Annotated in this window: 19 protein-coding genes and 1 pseudogene; 11 read left to right on the top strand and 9 right to left on the bottom strand. The window is 69.1% G+C overall.

What is annotated here, in order from left to right:
- The first annotated feature begins 57 nt into the window (after positions 1 to 57).
- The 6 genes from ACFV9T_RS20220 (at position 58) to ACFV9T_RS20195 (ending at position 6,364) form a co-directional block, all read left to right on the top strand.
- Positions 58 to 945, top strand: coding sequence for an amino acid ABC transporter permease (locus ACFV9T_RS20220; protein ID WP_385442147.1), 888 nt, complete (start codon positions 58 to 60; stop codon positions 943 to 945).
- Between the two features lie 5 nt (positions 946 to 950).
- Positions 951 to 1,703, top strand: coding sequence for an amino acid ABC transporter ATP-binding protein (locus tag ACFV9T_RS20215; RefSeq protein WP_385442260.1), 753 nt, complete (start codon positions 951 to 953; stop codon positions 1,701 to 1,703).
- A gap of 41 nt (positions 1,704 to 1,744) precedes the next feature.
- Entirely contained in the window at positions 1,745 to 2,707 is a 963-nt protein-coding gene (locus tag ACFV9T_RS20210) for an ABC transporter substrate-binding protein (RefSeq protein ID WP_385442146.1), read from the top strand.
- Positions 2,708 to 2,757: 50 nt separating this feature from the next.
- Positions 2,758 to 3,852 carry an LLM class flavin-dependent oxidoreductase gene (locus ACFV9T_RS20205; RefSeq protein ID WP_385442145.1) on the top strand — a complete coding sequence of 365 codons (1,095 nt, stop codon included), beginning with the start codon at positions 2,758 to 2,760 and terminating at the stop codon, positions 3,850 to 3,852.
- Positions 3,849 to 5,153, top strand: coding sequence for an NtaA/DmoA family FMN-dependent monooxygenase (locus ACFV9T_RS20200; RefSeq protein WP_385442142.1), 1,305 nt, complete (start codon positions 3,849 to 3,851; stop codon positions 5,151 to 5,153). The genes ACFV9T_RS20205 and ACFV9T_RS20200 overlap by 4 nt, the downstream gene beginning before the upstream one ends.
- A gap of 305 nt (positions 5,154 to 5,458) precedes the next feature.
- On the top strand, positions 5,459 to 6,364 hold the full coding sequence (locus ACFV9T_RS20195; protein ID WP_385442139.1) for a S1 family peptidase: 906 nt from the start codon (positions 5,459 to 5,461) through the stop codon (positions 6,362 to 6,364).
- Between the two features lie 155 nt (positions 6,365 to 6,519).
- Here the strand turns inward: ACFV9T_RS20195 and ACFV9T_RS20190 are convergent, their stop codons facing one another.
- The 4 genes from ACFV9T_RS20190 to ACFV9T_RS20175 form a co-directional block, all read right to left on the bottom strand.
- Entirely contained in the window at positions 6,520 to 6,825 is a 306-nt protein-coding gene (locus ACFV9T_RS20190) for a hypothetical protein (protein WP_385442136.1), read from the bottom strand.
- Between the two features lie 417 nt (positions 6,826 to 7,242).
- A complete protein-coding gene (locus ACFV9T_RS20185) occupies positions 7,243 to 8,649 on the bottom strand; it encodes a Na+/H+ antiporter NhaC family protein (protein WP_385442134.1) in 1,407 nt (468 codons plus the stop codon).
- A gap of 248 nt (positions 8,650 to 8,897) precedes the next feature.
- Positions 8,898 to 10,352, bottom strand: coding sequence for a M81 family metallopeptidase (locus tag ACFV9T_RS20180; RefSeq protein WP_385442131.1), 1,455 nt, complete (start codon positions 10,350 to 10,352; stop codon positions 8,898 to 8,900).
- Between the two features lie 42 nt (positions 10,353 to 10,394).
- On the bottom strand, positions 10,395 to 11,738 hold the full coding sequence (locus ACFV9T_RS20175; RefSeq protein ID WP_385442129.1) for a diaminopimelate decarboxylase: 1,344 nt from the start codon (positions 11,736 to 11,738) through the stop codon (positions 10,395 to 10,397).
- A gap of 118 nt (positions 11,739 to 11,856) precedes the next feature.
- Between ACFV9T_RS20175 and ACFV9T_RS20170 the strand changes: the two genes are divergently transcribed.
- The 3 genes from ACFV9T_RS20170 to ACFV9T_RS20160 all read left to right on the top strand — a co-directional run bounded on the left by ACFV9T_RS20170 (position 11,857) and on the right by ACFV9T_RS20160 (position 13,844).
- A complete protein-coding gene (locus tag ACFV9T_RS20170; RefSeq protein ID WP_385442126.1) occupies positions 11,857 to 12,888 on the top strand; it encodes an Lrp/AsnC family transcriptional regulator in 1,032 nt (343 codons plus the stop codon).
- Between the two features lie 259 nt (positions 12,889 to 13,147).
- Positions 13,148 to 13,402 (top strand): hypothetical protein, encoded by a 255-nt coding sequence (locus tag ACFV9T_RS20165; RefSeq protein ID WP_385442123.1) that lies wholly within the window; start codon positions 13,148 to 13,150, stop codon positions 13,400 to 13,402.
- Positions 13,347 to 13,844 (top strand): sodium:calcium antiporter, encoded by a 498-nt coding sequence (locus tag ACFV9T_RS20160; protein WP_385442120.1) that lies wholly within the window; start codon positions 13,347 to 13,349, stop codon positions 13,842 to 13,844. The genes ACFV9T_RS20165 and ACFV9T_RS20160 overlap by 56 nt, the downstream gene beginning before the upstream one ends.
- An 81-nt stretch (positions 13,845 to 13,925) precedes the next feature.
- Here ACFV9T_RS20160 and fabV read toward each other — a convergent pair whose 3' ends face one another.
- Genes fabV through ACFV9T_RS20145 form a run of 3 tightly spaced genes read right to left on the bottom strand, consistent with a single transcriptional unit; the run spans position 13,926 to position 16,602 of the window.
- Positions 13,926 to 15,140 carry an enoyl-[acyl-carrier-protein] reductase FabV gene (fabV, locus tag ACFV9T_RS20155; RefSeq protein ID WP_385442118.1) on the bottom strand — a complete coding sequence of 405 codons (1,215 nt, stop codon included), beginning with the start codon at positions 15,138 to 15,140 and terminating at the stop codon, positions 13,926 to 13,928.
- Between the two features lie 2 nt (positions 15,141 to 15,142).
- The gene (locus tag ACFV9T_RS20150; RefSeq protein WP_385442116.1) at positions 15,143 to 15,415 is read right to left on the bottom strand and encodes an acyl carrier protein; all 273 of its coding nucleotides are present in this window, start codon (positions 15,413 to 15,415) and stop codon (positions 15,143 to 15,145) included.
- Positions 15,412 to 16,602 carry a radical SAM protein gene (locus ACFV9T_RS20145; RefSeq protein WP_385442114.1) on the bottom strand — a complete coding sequence of 397 codons (1,191 nt, stop codon included), beginning with the start codon at positions 16,600 to 16,602 and terminating at the stop codon, positions 15,412 to 15,414. The genes ACFV9T_RS20150 and ACFV9T_RS20145 overlap by 4 nt, the downstream gene beginning before the upstream one ends.
- Before the next feature lie 460 nt (positions 16,603 to 17,062).
- Between ACFV9T_RS20145 and ACFV9T_RS20140 the strand changes: the two genes are divergently transcribed.
- Both ACFV9T_RS20140 and ACFV9T_RS20135 read left to right on the top strand, forming a co-directional pair.
- Positions 17,063 to 17,983, top strand: a complete 921-nt coding sequence (locus ACFV9T_RS20140; protein WP_385442113.1) for a slipin family protein — start codon at positions 17,063 to 17,065, stop codon at positions 17,981 to 17,983.
- A 263-nt stretch (positions 17,984 to 18,246) separates the two neighbouring features.
- Positions 18,247 to 19,323: a S1 family peptidase gene (locus ACFV9T_RS20135; RefSeq protein ID WP_385442112.1), complete on the top strand. Its 1,077-nt coding sequence runs from the start codon at positions 18,247 to 18,249 to the stop codon at positions 19,321 to 19,323.
- 94 nt (positions 19,324 to 19,417) lie between these two features.
- On the opposite strand, the gene ACFV9T_RS20130 is transcribed toward ACFV9T_RS20135, so the two are convergent.
- Both ACFV9T_RS20130 and ACFV9T_RS20125 read right to left on the bottom strand, forming a co-directional pair.
- On the bottom strand, positions 19,418 to 19,864 hold the full coding sequence (locus ACFV9T_RS20130; protein ID WP_385442109.1) for a subtilase-type protease inhibitor: 447 nt from the start codon (positions 19,862 to 19,864) through the stop codon (positions 19,418 to 19,420).
- 428 nt (positions 19,865 to 20,292) lie between these two features.
- Positions 20,293 to 20,703: pseudogene (locus tag ACFV9T_RS20125) on the bottom strand (PPOX class F420-dependent oxidoreductase); the annotation flags it as partial.
- Between the last annotated feature and the right edge of the window lie 178 nt (positions 20,704 to 20,881).

The raw sequence follows: 20,881 nt of genomic DNA, 5'->3' as shown, positions 1-20,881 counted from the left end.
GCCTTTCGAAAAACCTCCCCGAAATCCCTGAAAGACCCGCTGCCCCTAAGGACACCCGTGTCTCTGACCTCCGATCCACCCCTCAGCAAAGCGCCCGAACGCGCCGACCCCGAGGACTACTCCGCGCTCAAGGTCGTGCCCGTACGCCACCCCTGGCGCTGGGTCGCCGTCGCCGTGACGGCCGTACTGGTCGCCCAGTTCGCCCACGGGCTGATCACCAACCCCGGCTGGGAATGGGACGTCTTCGCCGCGTTCTTCACCACCGAGACCATCCTCAAGGCCGTCTGGATCACCCTCCAGCTGACGTTCTACGGCACCGCGCTCGGCTTCGCCCTCGGTATCGTCCTCGCCTTTATGCGGCTCTCCAGGAGCCCGTTCATGAAGTCGGTCGCCTTCACCTACATCTGGGCGTTCCGCTCCATCCCGCTCATCGTCCAGCTGCTTTTCTGGTTCAACCTCACGTATCTCTACAAGAAGCTCGACTTCGGCATCCCGTTCGGGCCCGGCTTCTTCTCCTTCGACACCGCCGGACTGGTCGGCGCGATGAGCGCGGCCGTCCTCGGACTCGCCCTGCACCAGGCGGCGTACGCGGCCGAGATCGTGCGCGGCGGCGTCATCGCTGTCGACGCCGGGCAGCTGGAGGCGGCCGCCGCCCTCGGCATACCCAGGCTGCGGCAACTGCGCCGCGTCGTACTGCCGCAGGCGATGCGCTCGATCCTGCCGAACGCCGCCAACGAGGTCATCTCCCTTTTCAAGGGCACCTCGATCGTCTCCGTCATGGCGATCGGCGAACTCTTCTACCAGGTGCAGGTCGTCTACGGGCGCAACGGCCGCGTCGTGCCGCTCCTGATGGTCGCGACCGTCTGGTACATCATCCTGACCACCCTGCTCTCGATCGCCCAGTACTACGTCGAGCGCCACTTCTCCAGGGGAGCCACCCGATGACCGCCATGGTCGACATCCGCTCCGTCCACAAGAGCTTCGGGCCGCTGGAGGTGCTGCGCGGCATCGACTTGGAGGTGCGTACCGGAGAGGTGGCCGTCGTCCTCGGCCCGTCCGGCTCCGGCAAGTCCACGCTGCTGCGCACCATCAACCACCTGGAGAAGGTGGACAGCGGCTGGATCAGCGTCGCCGGTGCGCTGGTCGGCTACCGCCGGAAGAACGACAAGCTGTACGAGCTGCGCGAGCGCGACATCCTCAAGCAGCGCACCCGGATCGGCTTCGTCTTCCAGAACTTCAACCTGTTCCCGCACCTGACCGTCCTGGAGAACATCACCGAGGCCCCGGTGTCCGCCCTCGGCCGCTCCAAGAAGCAGGCCGTGGAGACCGCCGAGACCCTGCTCGCCCGGGTCGGCCTCGGGGACAAGGCGTCCGCGTACCCCCGGCAGCTCTCCGGCGGGCAGCAGCAGCGGGTGGCCATCGCCCGCGCCCTCGCGCTGGAGCCGGAGCTGCTGCTGTTCGACGAGCCGACCTCGGCCCTCGACCCCGAGCTGGTCGGGGAGGTCCTCGACGTCATCAAGGACCTGGCCGACCAGGGCACCACGATGATCGTCGTCACCCATGAGATCGGCTTCGCCCGCGAGGTCGCCGACACCGTCGTCTTCATGGACGACGGCCGGATCGTCGAGCAGGGCCCGCCGTCCGAGGTGCTCGACAACCCGCGGCACGAACGCACCAAGGCGTTCCTCTCCAAGGTCCTGTGAACGGTCCTGTGAACCATCCCATGCGCATAAGGAGCACCCCCGTGACCACCCGCCGCACCCTTCTCGCCGTCCTCGCCGCCACCGCCTCCTCGGGCCTCCTCGCGGCCTGCGGCGACGGCGACGCCCAGCAGACGGTGGGGGCGAAGGGCAAGGGCGGCGGCCTCAACATCGGCCCCGACCAGCACCGCGTCAGAGGCGAGAAGGTCGACGCGATCGCGGCCAAGGTGCCCGGGAAGATCCGCCGCCGTGGCACGCTGCGCCTCGGCGGCAGCGCCGACGCCTCGCCGCCGCTCGGCTTCTACGCGACCGACGACAAGACCCGGATCGGCGTCGAGATCGACCTCGCCACCCTGGTCGCCGACACCCTCGGACTGAAGATCCACTTCGAGGCGGTCTCCTGGGAGAACCTCTTCGTCGGCCTGGACAGCTCCAAGTTCGACGCCGTCTTCTCCAATGTCACGGTCACCGAGGAGCGCAAGGAGAAGTACGACTTCGCGACCTACCGGCTGGACGACCTCGCCTTCGAGGCCACCAAGGGCACCAGCTGGCGGGTGAAGGGCCCGGCGGACGTCGCGGGCAAGACGATCGCGGTCTCCTCCGGCACCAACCAGGAGAAGATCCTGGTCGACTGGAGCAAGCAGAACCAGAAGGCGGGCCGCAAGCCCGTCGACATCAAGTACTTCCAGAAGGACACCGACTACTACCTCGCCCTCCAGTCCAAGCGCATCGACGCCTACCTCGGCCCCCAGCCCAGCGCCGCCTACCACGTCGCCTCGGCCGGGCAGACCCAGATCGTCGGCCATATCTCCGGCGGCGGCGACCAGATCCAGGGCAAGATCGCGGACACCACCAAGAAGGGCAGCGGGCTGGTCGACGCGTACGCCGCCGCCATCGACCACATCATCGAGGACGGTTCGTACGCCCGGGTGCTGAAGCGGTGGGGACTCTCCCGGGAGGCGGTGAAGAAGTCCGAGATCAACCCGCGCGGCCTGCCCACCAGCTGACCGCCGCTGACCGCCGCTGACCGCCCCCAACCCACGAAAGGCCCCTGACCATGGCCCCTCCCACCGGCCCGCTGCGTCTGGCCGCCGCCATCGACGGCACGGACCAGTACGCGGCGCCGTACTACATCGAGCTGGCGCGGCTCGCCGAGCGCGGCGTGCTCGACTTCGTCACCCTGGACGATACGTTCGGCCCGCCGGGGGACGGGCAGGGCAGGCTCGACGCGCTCGCCGTCCTCGCGCGCGTCGCGCCCGCCACCGAGCGCATCGGCCTGGTGCCGACCGTCACCACCACCCACACCGAGCCGTTCCACGTCTCGTCCGCCGTGGCCACCCTGGACTGGGTGAGCCGCGGCCGGGCGGGGTGGACCGTCGCGGTGTCGGCCACGGTGGCGGAGGCGCGTCTGGTGGGCCGCCGCCCGGCCGCACTCGCCCCCGAACTCTGGGCGGAGGCGGGCGAGGTGGCCGATGTGTCCGCCCGGCTGTGGGACAGCTGGGAGGACGACGCGGAGATACGCGACACCGCCACCGGCCGCTTCGTCGACCGCGACAAGCTGCACTACGTCGACTTCGAGGGCGGCGCCTTCCGGGTACGCGGCCCGGCCATCGTGCCCCGGCCGCCCCAGGGCCACCCGGTGGTCGCCGTCGCCGCCACCGACCCGGCGACCTGGGACACCGCGGCCCGCCACGCCGATGTGGTCTCCGTACGGGCGACCGACGCCGGTGGGGCGGGGCGGATCCGGGACGAACTGCGGCGCCGCGCGGCGGAGTACGGCCGGGACCCGGGCGCGCTCACCGTGCTCGCGTCGGTCGCGGTGGACCTGGGCGGGGGCGAAGGCGCGGCCGAACCCGACCCGGCCCAGGGATCGTTGACCGCCCGGGACGGCGCGCCGCCGCTGTACCGGGGAGGGCCGGTCGACCTCGCGGACCTGATCGCCGGATGGCACTCCGCCGGGGCGGTGGACGGCTTCCACATCGCCCCCGTGGATCCGCCCCGCGACCTGGAGCGGTTCGTCAACGGTACGGTCGCGCTGCTCCAGCACCGCGGGCTCTTCCGCACCTTCTATCCCGGTACGACGCTCCGCGAGCACCTGGGGCGGCCGCGCCCGGCCAACCGCTACGCCCGCGCGAGGGAGGACGCACGATGACCGACCACCAGCCCCGGCAGCTCCACCTCGCCGCGCACTTCCCCGGCGTCAACAACACGACGGTGTGGGCGGATCCGCAGTCCGGCAGCCAGATCGAGTTCTCCTCCTTCGAGCAGCTGGCGCGCACCGCCGAGCGCGGTCTGTTCGACTTCTTCTTCCTCGCCGAGGGGCTGCGGCTGCGGGAGCACAACGGCCGCGTCCACGACCTCGACGTGGTCGGCAGGCCCGAGTCGATCACCGTGCTGAACGCGCTCGCGGCCGTCACCGACCGGCTGGGCCTGGCCGCCACCGTCAACGCGACCTTCAACGAGCCGTACGAACTCGCCCGCCGCCTCGCCTCGCTCGACCACCTCAGCGGGGGCCGCGCCGCCTGGAACGTCGTCACCTCCTCCGACGCGTTCACCGGCGAGAACTTCCGGCGCGGCGGCTATCTCGACCGGGCCGACCGCTATACCCGGGCCGCCGAGTTCGTCGCCGCCGCGCGCGAGCTGTGGGACTCCTGGCCGGACGGCGGTGCGCCGCGGCCGTTCGCCCACCGGGGCGAGCAGTTCGACATCGAGGGGCGGTTCGGCGTACCGCGCTCCCCGCAGGGCCATCCGGTGGTGATCCAGGCCGGGGACTCCGACGAGGGCCGGGAGTTCGCGGCCTCCGCCGCCGACATCATCTTCACCCGGCACGGCACCCTGGAGGCGGGCCGCGCCTTCTACGCCGACGTCAAGCGGCGGCTGGCGGCGTACGGCCGGGCGCCCGGCGATCTGAAGATCATGCCCGGGGTGACCTTCGTCCTCGGCGACACCGTGGCCGACGCCCAGGAGAGGGCCGCCGAGATCCGGCGGCAGCAGGTCTCGCCGCAGAACGCGATCCTCGCCCTGGAACAGGTCTGGGGCGTGGACCTGTCCGGCTACGACCCGGACGGGCCGCTTCCGGACATCGACCCGGACCCCGGATCCCAGCTCGTCCAGGGCCGGGTGCGGCACGCCGATCCGCTGGAGATCGCCGCCAAGTGGCGGGCGCTGTCGGAGGAGAAGGGACTCTCCATCCGGCAGACCGTCATCGAGACGACCGGTCGGCAGTCGTTCATCGGCACTCCGGACGCGGTCGCCGGGGAGATGGCGCGATTCGTACGGGAGGAGGCCGCCGACGGCTTCATCCTGGTGCCGCATCTGACCCCCGGCGGGCTCGACGACTTCGTGGACCGGGTGGTTCCGCTGCTCCAGGAACGGGGCGTCTTCCGCACCGCGTACACGGGCCGCACCCTCCGCGACCATCTGGGGCTTTCCCTCCCGGCCGCCCCGGAATAGCCGGTACCGGAGCGGCCGGGACCATCCGGTCGGCCGCCAAGTGGAACCCGGCCGCCGCCGCGCCCGTCTCACGAGGTGTCCGAGGGACGGGCGCACTGCCCCGGCGGCCGAAAGGTGCCGGGGCCATGTGGCGTGTGCCCGGTGGGTTTCCGAATTGTCCTCTTGCCCTTTGCCGCCGCGTCCGCGAATACTTCCGGTCAGCGCTTGTCAGGGGCACGTCGGAAAATTCCCATCCGGCGTGCTCGCTGACTGCGCCTCACGGGCCTGCCCACCCAAGCAGACCCCCGATTCCCTCGGAGGAAGAGTTGAGGATCAAGCGCACTACCCCCCACGGCTCCCAGGCGAGACGCATCGCCCTCATCGCCGCCACCTCGGCCCTCGTCGCCGGGACGGCGCTGGCGGCCCCCGCCGCCTACGCGGGGAACGACGCGGCCCGCACCTTCACCGCGACCGAGGCGAAGGCGGCGGGTGACGCCGTGCTGAGCGCCGATGTCGCGGGCACCGCCTGGTATGTCGACAAGGCGACCAACACCCTGGTCGTCACCGCTGACAGCACCGTCTCCCAGGGCGAGATCGCCAAGATCAAGGACGCGGCGGGCAGCAACGCCGACGCGATCGAGATCAACCGGACCCCCGGCAAGATCAACAAGCTGCTCTCCGGCGGTGACGCGATCTACGCGAGTAGCTGGCGCTGCTCGCTCGGCTTCAACGTGCGCAACAGCAGCGGGGCGAACTACGCCGTGACCGCCGGACACTGCACCGACGGTGCGGGCACCTGGTGGTCGAACTCCGGCAAGACCACCGTCGTCGGCCCGACGTCCGGCTCCAGCTTCCCGACCAACGACTACGGTCTGGTCCGGTACAGCGGCACCGCCACCCCCGAGGGCACCGTCGGCAGCCAGGACATCACCCGGGCCGCCAACCCGACCGTCGGCCAGACGGTCACCCGGCGCGGCAGCACCACCGGCACCCACAGCGGCCGGGTCACCGCGCTGAACGCCACCGTCAACTACGGCGGCGGCGACATCGTGTACGGCATGATCCAGACCACCGTCTGCGCCGAGCCCGGCGACAGCGGCGGCCCCCTGTACTCCGGCTCCACCGCCCTCGGCCTCACCTCCGGCGGCAGCGGCAACTGCTCCTCCGGCGGCACCACGTTCTTCCAGCCGGTCGTCGAGGCGCTGAACGCGTACGGCGTGAGCGTCTACTAAGACGCGCTGTCGCACCACCTGACGCACACCCCCGCCCGGGCCTCCGGGCGGGGGTTTTCCGGGTGACCATGATCGCTCCGGTCTTCGACCGGCTCCGCGAGTCCGGCCACGCCTACGCCACGGCCACCCGCCGGGGCGCGATCATCCTGGCCGCCTCAGGCACGCGGGGCGTCCGTACCGGCGCCGAGCAGCGCTTCGCGCAGGGCACGTACGGTGGGCGTGGCCTGGTGGGGTGCTGCTTCGCGGGCCAGGTCCTGGAAGCGTCTGCGGACCCGGGCCGAGTCCACGGTGCTGCCCACCTCGATAGCCCGGCGGCCCGCGTCGCAAGCGGCGTCGATGTCGCCGACGACGAACAGGGCGCGCGCCGCCGCTATGGCGTCGAAGGCGCGGGAGCGCATACGGCCCTCGCCGCGTTCGGCGGAGGCAGCGTTGAGCAGTGCGACAGCGCGGAGTGAGGCCAACGTGCCGTACCCCTCCGGCGCACCAGGTCGCGATCTCCCACCCCGCCACAGCAGCACCAAGGTCCCTGGGCTGACTGGCGGATCGGCCTGCCGGAGCGCACGGCAACGAAACGAAGTCGCTGCTCGCCGGGCCGACCGGAAGGGCGGCGACTTGGGGCTGCTGTCCGGTGTGGTCGGCGCCGAGACTTTACTTCGCCGCCCCGACTCGTCGCCCATCACACCGCGTGGCACGGGCGGCGACGCACATCCCGGTGCAGGGGAGCTGCAAGACGGTGCCTGTCGGCATCAAGCGCCGGTCCGGGCCGCCTGCCGAGTGCGGGGTGCTGCCGTGGAGAACTTCACCACGGTGGTCGCTCGTGCTGCGTGGCGTACGAGCGACCACCGCAGAGCACCTTCCGAGCGTGGAGGGCGGCTGTGTCAGCGCAGCTCGAAGACCAGGATGACGGCGTACAGCAGGGTCGCCGGAACAAGAATCAGCATGCCCGTGACGAGCAGGTTGCGCAGGTTCGTCGACCGGGCCAGGCCCATCGCTCCCACCATGTTGCCGTTGGGGAACGGACCGTATGTGTCCAGCTTCGAGGCGAACAGCAGCACGATCACCCAGGCATTGACGCTCACGCCGATGCTGGTCGCGAGGTCACCGAAGACCTTGTCGAGTAGGACCACGTGTGCGGCTGCCGCTCCAGGAGCGCCGAGCATGCCCAGCAGGGCAACCACTGCCACGAATGCCAGGGGGGACATCGAGCCGAGGTCGTCGTTGAACATCGTGCGCAGCACGTCGAACGGCTTCAAGTGTTCGACGGCGATGAAGAAGACGGCCATCAGCCAGAACAGGAAGAACATCCTGAGCTGCGTAGAGGCTCCCCGAATCACGTGCTGCAATGTCGCAAGGACCGGCAGGCCGCCGGCGACACCGGTGACGACAGCGATCGCCGGCAGGGCGAGCAACGGAAACGATGTACCGGCGCCGGCAGCGATGGCGTAACCGACGCAGACAGCCAGGGTGACAGCGAAGGCGACGGTCGCGCGGGTGCGCCGAATACCGGGGGTCGGCTCGTCGGTCTCGGCGACCTCCGAGCCGTCATATTCATCACCGGTGTTCTCGGTACGCCGTTGCATCCACGGGATGACGATCATGCCGCCGATGACAGAGAGCACGGCCAGCGGGGCGGCACCGTAGAGCAGGTACTGCGGGTAGCTGACGCCCGCTGAGGTCATGATCGCCACGTTGGTTCCCGCGAAGGGGGCAACGGCCAGGCCCGCGGAGCCGCCCAGAAACATCATTGCCGCTGTTGCGGAACGCGTGAAGCCGAGACGGGCGGCCACCGGGAGCAGCAGCGGGGCCGCCACGGCCAGCGCCCCCGCCAGAGTGCCCAGCGCGGCGACCAGGACAAGGCAGACCAGCATGATGCCGAGGATGGTGCGTTGGGGACTCTTGTCGCCGGTCACCCGCAGCATGGACTTGACGATGGTGTTGGCGGTACCGGTGATGCGGAGAATCTCACCCGTGCCGGCGCCGAGCATGATGATCACGCCGATCATCGTCACGGTTTCTCCGAGCGAAGCGCCGAACATGTCCCCGATGGCGCTGGGAGCCGGCAGGAGCATGAGCAGCACGCTCATCACCGACACGGCTGTCGCGATGAGGATGTCCATCCCCAGCAGGGTGAGCAGTGAGAAGAAGACGACTGGCAGCAGGCCCCACAGCGTCGGTGGCGACGTCGCGATCCCTGCGATCAGGGAGGCAACCAGGCCGACAGCGGTTGCCGCAGGGACAAGGCGGCGCCCTTTGGGCTCTGACCGGTCTTTCGGGCTGAGCGCCATCTCGGACTCCTTGGTGGGGGACGTCGCTACAGCGGCCGTAGGACCGGTCCGCGAACAGTCGTGCAAGTCGCTCATGGCGTGCCTCCGTGCCGGTTGGATGAGTGGCTTTCGAGCGGCGGCACGGACGGTCCCTGCCGGGACATCGGTGCCAGGTGTGCGGGCCCGCGAGGGGCGCGTCGGTCGGTTGCTGAGGGGCAGTGCTGCGTGGGCGAGGCCTGCGGGAGACCGGCAGCATGTGGGCGAGCTGCCTACTTCTCAGAGATCGGCCACTTGGGAAGCCTCGCCTTTTGATACGTCAGATCGCTCCACCGGGGAGTCGCCGAACCAGGCGCACCGACATACAAGACATGGGGCGAGAGCTGCGAGAACGACTTGTAGAAGTGATGGGCGGACTTGACGACCACTACGGCCTTGTCATCGAGGGGGCACCCCAGTCCGGTGAACAGATCGATGTTCAGGGCCTGTGCCCGCTCGGATGTGAGTACGCACTCGATACCGTTGGCTTCCACCAGGGCGGCGTCCCCGACCGACAGAGGCTCTCCTGTTTGATTGGTCTCCGTGTGCTTGCGGCGCAGCGCCTTCACCCGGAAGACCTCGTCGACGGGGCTTCCTGACATGGGGCTGGTCTTGCCGCCGACGCGCATCGGCAATCGCGCGCCCACGCCGGCTGCGAAGGCGGTCTGCACGGCCACCGGGTCCCACAGTGGTCCGAGGGCCACATTGGTGATTTCTCGTTCGATCAGCCGCTGCAGGATGAAGGTGGAGTCTCCGGCTGCGCCGCTTCCAGGGTTGTCGGAGCGGTCAGCGAGGATGACGGGCCCGGGGCGCTGACTCAGCGCGGCGTCGAGAGCTTCATCGACCATCAGGTACCGGACGAGGAACTCTTCCCGCAGGGAGATCAGTTCGTCTGCCAGTTGCTGTGCCGTCTTATGAGCCGTCGGCAGGTCTGCGTCCGTGTAGACGAGGACCTTCGTTCCCATGTCCGGCACGTCTCCTGTGGCGAAGCCCTGGATGGTGGACACGGAGAGCACGCCGCCCTGTCCTTCCAGGGCCTTCATCCGGGCGACGTACGAGAGGCCCGGCTCGCGGGAGGTGTGCAGGGGGATGACCATGTTGGTGTCGATGACGGCGGGAACCGGCCGGATCTCCCCGGCGAACGTTCTTGCACACAGGTCGACGAGCTCCACGGCCCGGTCCTCGATGTCCGAGTGCGGATACTCCTTGTAAGCGATCAGGACGTCGGCGTTGGCCACCATGGCGTCACTCAGGTGTGCGTGCGGATCGAGTTCGCAACCTATCGCTGCATCCGGACCGGCCACCTCTCGTACCCGCGTGATGATGTCGCCCTCGCAGTCGTCGTAGCCGTCGGCGACCATGGCGCCGTGGAGGCCGAGGAGAACCACGTCGACGGGCAGACTGCGCCGCAGGTCCACCAGGAGCTCGTCGCGCAGGCCCTCGTAGGCCTCGCGGGAGACCAGGCCTGCGGGATGGGTGTTGGCGAAGACCCCATCGAGGATCGTCCACCCTTCCTGGCGGGCTCGTCGTTTGGCCACCGTCATGGGGGCGGAGTACCGGGTCATGTGCTCCGGATGCGTTCCTGCGGGAAAGTAACCCTGCTCGTGGAAGGCGTCGATCCCGGTGGGCAGGGGCGAGAAGGTGTTCGTCTCGGTGCCGATCCCGGCGGTAAAGACACGCATGGTCATCCTTCGCTCGGTCTGTGCTTGCGTGTGGTGCTCGAGGTGACTTCAGCGGTCCTCGGCGCTGTTGAGGGCCAGGAGGGCGTCGCGGTGTTCCGCGCCTGCCTCTGCGACGACTTCCGCCGTGGACTGGGCGGTGCGGATGGGTACGAAGACCGTGCCGTCACCGGCACTGCTGAATCCGTGTACGGCCGGGCGGGGCAGGCTGTTGTAGGAAAAGTGGGACGAGAAGTAGTAGGCGCCGGTGTCGCGCAGGACCACCAGGTCGCCTTCCGTCAGCTCCGGCAGCTCGCGGCCGTGGGCCACGACGTCGCCGGCGAAACAGCATGGCCCGGCCACGTCCTGGACCAGTTCGCGGCCGCGGCGGCGTCGGCCGCCGGCATCGTAGGCCTCTACTCGCAGCGGCCACGCCTGAGGCATGAACACGGTGCGCGTCGCCGTCTGCGCGCCGGCATGGGTGATGGCGATGCGCCGCCCGCCGGCGTCCTTGGTGTATTCGACCAGCGAGGCGATGAAGCCGTTCTTTGCCAGCAGGGACCGACCGAACTCGGTGACGAGCGAGTAGCGGCCGCTGAAGAGTTCGGGCACGCGCGCCCGCAACACCGCTACGTACTCCGTGTAGCTGGGGCGGACCGAGTCGTCGTCGAAGTTGACCGGCAGGCCTCCGCCGATGTCCAGGCTGGTTACCTGGCGCCGCCCGACGGCGGCGTTGATCTCTTCGGCGAGTTCATACGCCGCGCGCACGCCCTCGGCGATGAGTTCCAGCGGGCAGCCCTGCGAGCCGACGTGCACGTGCAGGCGCGTGAGCCAGGGTCGGGCGGCAAATGCCGACACCACTTCGTCGCGCATGCCGGGATCGGCGAGCGGGACACCGAATTTCGAACTGGCGGAGGCCGTACTCATCGCACTGATCGACCCGGCTCCCACCTGGGGGTTGACGCGAATTCCCAGGACGGAAGCCGTCTGTGGCGTGACCAGTTCGTCGATCCGCTTGAGCTCGTCGAGATTGTCCGCGTTCACCGCCACTCCGAGGTTGAGCGCCTCGGCCAGTTCTGCGCGCGTCTTCGCTGGCGAGTCCAGAACGATGCGTTCGGCAGGAAACCCCGCGGCAAGAGCCTGTGCCAGTTCGCCCGGGCTGGCCACCTCGCAGCCGAGCCCTCTGGCTGCCAGCAACCGCAGCACCGGGACGAGCGGGCATGCCTTCGCGGCAAAGGCGTGCAGAACCGCGACCCCTTCGAACGCGCTCTGCAGTTCGCCGACCGTCGTGTGCACCCCGTCGATGTCGATGAACCCGGCCACCGGATGCGCGGCCCCGGTGAGTCCCGCCTCGACCGCGGCCCGAACGACCCGATTGAATCGGCCTTCGCTGGATGGCTGACTGTCCCGCTCCATGGATGCACCTTCCTGTTCGTGTCCCCCAGACTCACCCCACTGCGGCACACCGGATCCTGGGCGGTGAAATTCGTCACATGTTCGCTGAATCAAGCCGAAATATTGCACACTCCGCTACATGCCCCTCAGTGACCTGCCTGATTTCGTCGTCGATGAGGTCGATCTCGAGCTCATCAACGCGCTGCAGGTGGCCCCACGGGCGACGTGGGCCGTCCTGGGCCGGACGCTCAGGCTCGATTCGGCCACCGTCGCGCGGCGGTGGCAGCGCCTCAGCGCGGCCGGTCTGGCCTGGGTGACCTGCACCGTGGGCCCGCCCATGCACAGCGATACGTGCATGGCGTACGTCCGCGTCGTCACGGCACAAGGTCACTTCGATGACGTGGCGACACGTCTCGTGGAGAATCCGGCCGTGCGCTACGTGCACCACACGACGGGAGCGAGTTCCCTGCTCGTGGTGGTCGCCCGGAGAAGCCCCGCGGCCGTGGCCCACTTCCTGCGCGACGTGCTGGACGTCATGCCCGGCGTGCTGTCGTACCAGTCCGAGATCCGCACGGTCGGTTACAGCGAACCGAGTCGTTGGCGCCTGCGGAGTCTTGCCCCAGCACAGCAGCAGACCCTCCAGGCGCCAGCCGTCGAAGCCCGCGGAATCAGGGTGGACGAGGTCGACCGATCCCTCTACGAGTTGCTCCACACAGACGGGCGCATGGGCTTTACGGAGATGGCCGAACAGGCAGGCGTCAGCGAGGCCACCGTCCGTCGGCGGGTGAACCGGCTTCTTGCCAGCGGCTCCCTGCGGCTCAGATGCGAGGTGGCGCAATCGGTGTCCGGATGGCCGACGACCGCCATCCTGTGGGCGCGCGTACCGTCCTCTTCTCTCGACCAGGTCGCGCGTGCGCTCGTCCCGCGCCCCGAAGTCCGCCTGAGCTGCTCCCTGTCGGGTCCCGACAACCTGCTGACGATGGTGTGGCTACGAACCCCGGCCGAGCTCCCGGAGTTCGAACGCGTCCTGTCCGAGCGCCATCCGGAGTACACCGTGACCGACCGAGCCGTCTGCCTGCACACCATGAAGCAGATGGGGCGCCAACTCGACGCGGACGGGCGCTGCATCCGCGCGCTCGCGATGAACCCGCATGCTTTCCCCGTCACCTGACCCCGCCGCCCTGGAGCATTGGGTGGGCCGCGCCACACCCGCGGACGTCTTGGCCGTGTACCACGACCGGCTGCGAAGGGGAGTAGCCCCGCAATACGGTCGTCGACACACTGGAGCCCCCGGGTTCCCGGTGACCGGGCCCGTGATCGTTGAGACTGCGGGTGGGCGAGACCTTCGGCCCTTTGTCGACGACATTAAGTGCGTATCGGCGGGGTCGAAGACGTTCCGATGGCTGGGCGAGCGCCTCAACGTCGGGAAGATGGCAGTCGGAACGATCCTGGCCGCCTTTGGTACCGCCCTGCCCGAGTCCGTGGTGACGCTGGTCGCAGTGACCACCGGCGCAACCGAGGAGGCAAAGAACATCGGCGTCGGTGCCGCGAGGGGCGGTCCACTCGCCCTGGCGACCGTCGCCTATGGCGTGACCGGCACCATGCTCCTGCTCAAGCGCCGCAAGGAACGTGCCGCCCTCCTCGCACACAGTGGGCGGTGGCGGAAGCGACGTTGCTCCGCCTGACAGCGATGCCCTCGGCGACGCGAAGGACCTGAAGCGCCTGGCCAAGGACCAGCAGTGGTTCCTGCCGATCTTCATCGTCAAGGTCGCGCTCGGCCTGGTCGCCTTCGCCTTCAAGCCGACGCTCGGCCTGTTGTTCTTCGCCGCCTACGCCGTGTACTTCTGGCGTGAGATCCGCAGCAGCAAGGCGGCCGAGGACGACGAGGAGCTGGAGCCGCTGAAGTTCCAGCCCGGCAAGGCTGCTCCGGCCACGTGGGCCGTAGTGGCCCAGACCCTGGCCACCCTCGCAGTGATCTTCTTCGCCGCCCACTTTTTCGTGAAGCAGCTGGACGTTAGCGGCCCCATGCTCGGCTTGTCCGCCACCGTGACGGCACTGTTGCTGTCGCCGATCGCCACCGAGCTCCCGGAGATCATGAACGCGGTCATCTGGGTCCGCCAGGGCTAGACCAAGCTCGCGCTGGCCAACATCTCCGGCTCCATGATGATCCAGGCCACCGTGACGCATGGCGTTCCTCCAGATGAAATGTCAGCGTGTGTACGTGGGCCAGGGGACGGCCGTCTCGACAGGCCGGGCGTAGTCGATGCCGGGCACGTCGAAGCCGTAGAGGCGCCGTACCTCGGCCTGGAACCAGTCGAGGTCGGCGAGGTTCGCGATGGTGCTGCTGGTGGCTTCCTTCCAGCGCTCGGCGACGGCGGCCTGGACGTCGCCGGCGAGTTCCCAGCTGTCCAGCCGGACACGGCCTTCGTCATCGACGGTCAGCGGTGCCGTGCCGGTGAGCTGGTCCCACAGCTCGGCGAGCTGTCGGGCAGGGGGTACGAGGGCGTCGCCGAGGACGCCGCGCAGCAGACCGACGTACAGGGCGATGCCGGGGATGGCGGTGGAGGACTGAGTGACAGCGGCCGCGTTGACGGAGGTCACCGCCCGGCCGCCGACGAGCTTGCCCAGGCGCTCGTTGAGGGTGCGGGCGGTGGTTTCCAGGTGGGTCTTCGCGGCGCCGATGGTGCCTTGCCGGTAGATCGCGGCGGTGAGCGGGGAGCCGATGTAGGAGAGGGCGGCGGTGGTGAAGCCTTCGGCGAGCAGGCCGCGGTCGGCGAGGTGGCTGATCCACCGGTCCCAGTCGGCGCCGCCCATGACCGCGACGGTCTGCTGGATGTCGTCGCCTTCGGCCGGGCCGGTCTCGACCTCGCGGACCTCCGGGTTCCCGTCGTCGCCGAAGACGAGGGTCTTGGTCCGGTGCGCCTGTCCGATGGGCTTGAGGACCGAGGCGTACGGGGTGCCGGTTTCGGGGTCGGTGCGGCGGGGCGCGGCGACGGAGTAGATCAGGTAGTCCAGCCGCCCGCCGAAGCGGTGCTCGATCAGGTCGCCGACGTGGCTCTTCATGGAGTCGGCGAACGCGTCACCGTTGAGAAAGACCATGTCCCGCCCTGCGGCATCGGCCAGGTCGGCGGTGGCGGCGGTGCGGTACCAGCCCGCAGTGGCGCTGCGCCGCTCGGTGGGGGCCTTCTCGAAGCAGATGCCGATGCCGCGGATTCCGGCTCTCTTCAGCCCGGCGACCGTGGCCGCCAGCCCGTACCCGGCCGAGGAGCCGATCACGAGCGCCACCGGCCCGTCGTCGGCCGGTGTGACGGCCGGGCCGGGGACGGCCTGCCACATGTCCTCCACGAGGCGTTCACAGCCCGCCGGGTGGGAGTCGAGGAAGAGGAAGCCGCGGTTGCGGGGGACGATGACGCGTTCGCTCACGATCAGGTCCTTATGGTCGGTTCGGACACAGGAGCGGCAGCCGCGAGGCGGCTCACCGAGTCCTGCAAGTCTGCAACCGTCTGAATACGCGCCGTGACTTCATCCGGCACAATGATCGCGAGTCGGTCTTGGAGCGTTTCCACCATTTCGAGTAGCGCGAGGCTGTCCACACCGAGGTCCGACAGCAGGACCTCGCGCCGCGTGCACACCTCCCGGGACTGCCTCGTGATCTGCGCCAGGACTTCGGCCGCCACCGCTTCCGTGTCCGTGCTCACTGAACACTCCCCGTCGGCTGAACGCGGGTGAGCAGGGAGGCGGCGGGGATGACCGGCGCGGACAGGTGCCCGGTCCTCTCTCCCGTGATCTTGTCGTGCTGACCGATGAGCAGGGCGCAGGAGTCGCAGAAGGAAGTGCAGGTGGTGTTCTCCGTATAGGAGGACGGGACCACATCGTGCAGCGCTTTCAGGCCGCGTCCGGCCCGGACGCGGGCGATGTACGTGGAGTCGTTCGCGCGAGCGAGGACGTTCCTGGCGGGCTCCCGCAGCAGGTTCCCGAAGGCCAGCTTCTCGGGCACGTTGAAGGCGGCGCAGGAGTACCAACAGCCGTCCTGCTTCATCAGGGACGTCGGCAGCACGTAAGCGCCGACGGTGGGCGCGAAGCAGTCGAAGCAGTGGTCCATCCAGCGCGACACGGGCGTCTGGCCGGGCCGGTTCACCGCTGCTTGCCCGTCGAGGCGTTCGTTGTTCAGGTAGACCCGCATCGTGGAGTGGGCCCGGTCGTGCGGGAAGTCGCCGTGCGCCTTCTCGTAGACCGCCATCAGCTCATCGACCTTGTGCTCGCGGGTCGCGGGGTCGGCCAGCGAGGAGACAGCGACGTTCAGATCCTGGACGGTGTAGTGGGTCACCGCGTGGTGGAGGATCCGCGCGACATCCTCAAGCGGGGTGGTCTGCTCGCCTATGGACAGCATCAGCAGCGGGACGAACAACCTCCCGTCCAGGAAACCGGCCTTCTCCAGACGATCAAAGACCGGCCCGCACCGCCGGGAGGTCCCCCAGATTCCGTTGGTGGTCAGCTTGGAGATGTCGATCCCGCGGTCACGGGCGCCCTCCAGAAGCACCAGCAGCGCTCGCCACGCGGTGAAGGGCTCGCCGCCGGTGATCGCCAGCGACGGCAGGCCGATGGAGGTGAACTGGTCGAGCAGAAAGCGGAGCTGCCCATCGGTGAGGGTGCGGCCGTCGGCCAGCGCCCCCATCCCGCACGTCTGGCAGGCGTCGTTGCACTTGGTGGTCAGCTCCATCTCGATCCGCATCGGCAGATACGGCGAGTCCGGATCCAGCCCGGCCGCCGCCCAGCCCTGCCGGACGCGGTCGAAGACGTCCGGAACCTTGACCGCGTACTTCCCACGGTACGGCTCCACTGCTCGCTGTCCCTCGACGAACAGGTACGACCCTTCCTTGATCACTTCACAGCTCCCTTTCCGCAGCGATCTGACCTGGCGTCAGCGCTGGGAGTCTGGGGCCAGCGTGGTGAGCGGAGGCAGGGGGCGAGCCAGCGGCACTTGGGGAGCGCCCGGTGCGGCGCTGAGGGGGAGCGGAAGGGAGCGGAAGCCCGGCGGGACGAGGAAGCGCTCCCCAGGCCCACGGAGGTGTGCTACTGCCAGTTACGTAACCTGCACAGTGAGATCACGCCTGTGGGGCCGGCGTTCTCGTACTGGTTCCGCATCTGCGGTTTCACGGAAAAGCGTCTGGTCGCCGTCGCCGAGCGGCCGAGCCACCGGCCATCTTCTCCGCCCGTCTCGGCCGCCATTTGACGGCCGCGGACCGGTTATCCACAGGGCTCCCGGGGCGGGCGGAGCGGGACTATCGTGGACATCGGTACCCCGGGTGGGGCATTATTCGCGATTTGGACGGCAGGTGGCCGTGATGCTCGATGCACTCGTGACAGTGGTGGTGATCCTGGCCTGTGCCGGTGTCGTCTGCGCCATGGCGGCGGCCCGCGTGGTCAAGCAGTACGAGCGGGGGGTGGTCTTCCGGCTCGGAAGGCTCCGCTCGGATGTCCGGGGGCCCGGCTTCACCATGATCGCTCCGGTCTTCGACCGGCTCCGCAAGGTGAACATGCAGATCGTGACGATGCCCGTGCCCGCCCAGGAGGGCATCACCCGCGACAACGTGACCGTGCGGGTCGACGCGGTCGTCTACTTCAAGGTCGTGGACCCGGCCGAGGCGATCGTCGCGGTCGAGGACTACCGCTTCGCGGTCTCCCAGATGGCCCAGACCTCGCTGCGTTCGATCATCGGCAAGAGCGATCTGGACGATCTGCTCTCCAACCGGGAGAAGCTCAACCAGGGGCTGGAGCTGATGATCGACAGCCCGGCCGTCGGCTGGGGCGTCCATATCGACCGCGTCGAGATCAAGGACGTGTCGCTGCCGGAGACCATGAAGCGGTCGATGGCCCGGCAGGCGGAGGCCGACCGGGAGCGCCGGGCCCGGGTGATCAACGCGGACGCGGAGCTGCAGGCGTCGAAGAAGCTCGCTGAGGCCGCCAAGCAGATGTCCGAGACCCCGTCCGCCCTTCAGCTGCGGCTGCTGCAGACGGTGATGGCGGTCGCCGCCGAGAAGAACTCCACGCTGGTCCTGCCCATACCGGTGGAGCTGCTGCGCTTCCTGGAGCGGGGCCACCAGCCCCCGGGTGCGGCCCGGTCGGACGGCGGCAGCGCCAAGGAGCAGGTGCCCGCCGGGCAGGAGCCCCCGCCCGCCGTACAGGAGGCCCCGCCCGCTCCGGCCGTCCCCACACTGACGGAGCGTGAACCGGAGCGCGAACCGGAGCGTGCCGTGGAGCGGTGATCCGTCGGCCGTAAACCCCGTGCCCGCGTGCCCGATAGAGGTGCGCGGGCACCGTCATGTCCGGATATGAGGATCGACGCTCCATAAATTTCATGCAGATGACGTGAACGCGGTCTTGTGCGCCCCCGGCGGCGCTGGGAATACTCGGCGGCGCAATTTGGCATGGACGCGCTCCCGCACGGGCAGGCGCGCCCCGTGCCGTACGCCCTCCGGGCCGGGCACCCCACTGCCGACGGCCCAACCCCCCACTGGAGGACAGAGAGTTGAAGCACCGCCGCATACCCAAGCGCCGTGCAGCCATAGCCGGGACCGGAGCCGTGGCACTCGTCGCCGCTGCGCTTACCCTGCAGAACGCCAACGCCGCCCCCGCCGAGCCGCAGCCGCACACGCTCTCGGTGAACGCCGCGGGCAAGCTCGCGGGCACCCTCACGTCGGCGCTCAAGGGTGACACCGTCGGTTCGTACTACGACGCCAAGGCCAAGAAGCTCGTGGTCAACGTGGTGAACAAGGCCGCCGCCGAGCGGGTCGCCGACGCGGGCGCCGAGGCCAAGGTGGTCGAGCACACGCTGGCGCAGCTCAAGGAGGCGCGCACCACCCTGAAGGACAAGGCCACCATCCCCGGCACCTCGTGGTCGGTCGACCCCAGAGCCAACAAGGTCGTCGTCACCGCGGACAGCAGTGTCAAGGGCAGCCGGATGGCCACGCTCAACAAGGTCGCCAAGGGCCTGGGCGACAAGGTCGAGGTGAAGCGCTCGGCCGGTAAGTTCTCCACCTTCCTCGCGGGCGGCGACGCCATCTGGGGCGGTGGCGGGCGCTGCTCGCTGGGGTTCAACGTGGTCAAGGGCGGCGAGCCGTACTTCCTGACCGCCGGTCACTGCACCGCGTCCATCGACAGCTGGTCCGACTCGCAGGGCGGTGACGAGATCGGGGCCAACGAGGGCAGCGAGTTCCCCGGCAACGACTACGGCCTGGTCAAGTACACCAAGGACGTCCCGCACCCGAGCGAGGTGAACCTCTACAACGGTGACACCCAGGCCATCTCCAAGGCCGGTGAGGCCACCGTCGGCCAGAAGGTGACCCGCAGCGGTTCCACCACCCAGGTGCACGACGGTGAGGTCACCGGTCTCGACGCGACCGTCAACTACCAGGAGGGCTCGGTCAGCGGGCTGATCCAGACCAACGTCTGCGCCGAGCCCGGCGACAGCGGCGGCGCACTCTTCGCGGGCGACACCGCGCTCGGTCTGACCTCGGGCGGCAGCGGCGACTGCTCCTCGGGCGGCGAGACCTTCTTCCAGCCGGTGCCGGAGGCGCTGGAGGCGTACGGAGCCGAGATCGGCTGACCTGCCGACAGGCCGACCTGGCGACAGGGACAGGCCCCCGGACACCCGTGGACGGTGTCCGGGGGCCTTCGCGCGGCTGTTCAGAGGCAGCGGCTCAGAACTCGAAGACCTGGGTCAGGGCCGCGTTCTTGAGGCAGTTGTTGGCGAAGGTGTGCTCGTACGCCACCCGCTGACCGTCCCAGATCCCCTCCGCGGTGACGGTCACCGGCCGCCAGTCCTTGGTGCACACCCGGCCGGACTCGGTGCCCTCGGTCAGGGTGGAGAACTCGCCGTTCACGGCGCGCAGTTCGGCGCAGGCCCGGGCGGGCGCCGGGTGGGTACCCGAGGGGGTGGGCTGACAGCTCACCGTCACCGCCCGCTGGACGGCCATCGAGGACGCGTCGGGTCCGTGGCCGATGCTGAGGACCAGCGCGGAGGGCGGATACAGGCTCTTCGGCGTCGCGGACTCGGCGTGTGCCGTGCCGCTGGCCCCCAGTCCGAGCGCGGCGCTCATGGCCAGCGCGGCGCCGATGCCACCGATCGCCCCTGTCGTCTTCCGCATATCGAACACTCCCTTGCTCGTGCTTGCAGATACCGGACGGAGTTCTACGCCCCGCAAGTCGGGAACGCACGTTGATCGAGCACTTCCGGTCGCTACAAGTAGTCATTCGGTGGCTCATTGTCGCGTGTGCGGGGTGTGGCCCAGCGGAACGCCGCGTGTCGACCGGGTGCGTGCTGATGTGCGGGCCGGGGGAGCGCGGTTGCCTCGCCGCGCCGTCGAACGACAGTTCAGTGGCGCTCAAATCGATTCAGAAATGCTCAGATGTGAGGCATGCCGAGAGTGTCGGTGCACGAGTGGCGCCAGGGCGAGAACCTGCCAGGGCAAGCCGACCGTAAGGGGACGAAGCCGGTGGCTTTTCGGCTGCCTGATTCAGGCGAGGGGGAGTGTCGGTCCAGTGCGCCGCTGAGCGGACCGGTGTTGCGGCCCCAGCCGTACGCGCGGGAGGTGCGCAGCCGCACCACCAGCCGCCGGTCGGCCACCATCGCGGCGCGGAACTCCTCCCAGTCCGGGTGGTCGCCCTGGATGGCGCGGTAGATCTCGACCAGCTCGTCGGCGGTGGCGTCGTGCGGGTCGGTCGTCACGGGCGTCAGCTCGGCGTCGCCCTCGGCCACCAGATAGGAGAAGCGGTCGCCGCTGGTGACGTAGAAGCTCGCGCGCGGGTCGCGGCGCAGATTGCGGGTCTTGGCGCGGTCGTCGGTGACCGAGACGCGGATGAGGTGCTCGGCCGGGTCGTAGCTGTAGGCGACGTTGGACAGCTGGGGGCGGCCGTCGCGCTTGAGGGTGACCAGCGCACCGGTGTGCTGTTCCCGCAGCAGGTCGAACAGGGTCGGCTCCGTCATGGTGATCAGGATACGGGTGCCGGTGGCCGATTTCCCGGGATGCGACACGCGGAATGAAGGGGCGATTTGCATGCTTATGGTGTATATGGAAGCGCCGCGAGAGGTGCCCGATGCCCGTTCGAGGCCACTCGCACGCTTGTTCGAGAATGGGGTTAAGGTGGGGGCCGGGGAGGACGAC

Source organism: Streptomyces sp. NPDC059850, assembly GCF_042731515.1.
Classification (GTDB): domain Bacteria; phylum Actinomycetota; class Actinomycetes; order Streptomycetales; family Streptomycetaceae; genus Streptomyces.
The sequence above is the reverse complement of the archived record's forward strand: the minus strand, read 5'-3'. Positions and strand labels throughout refer to the sequence as shown.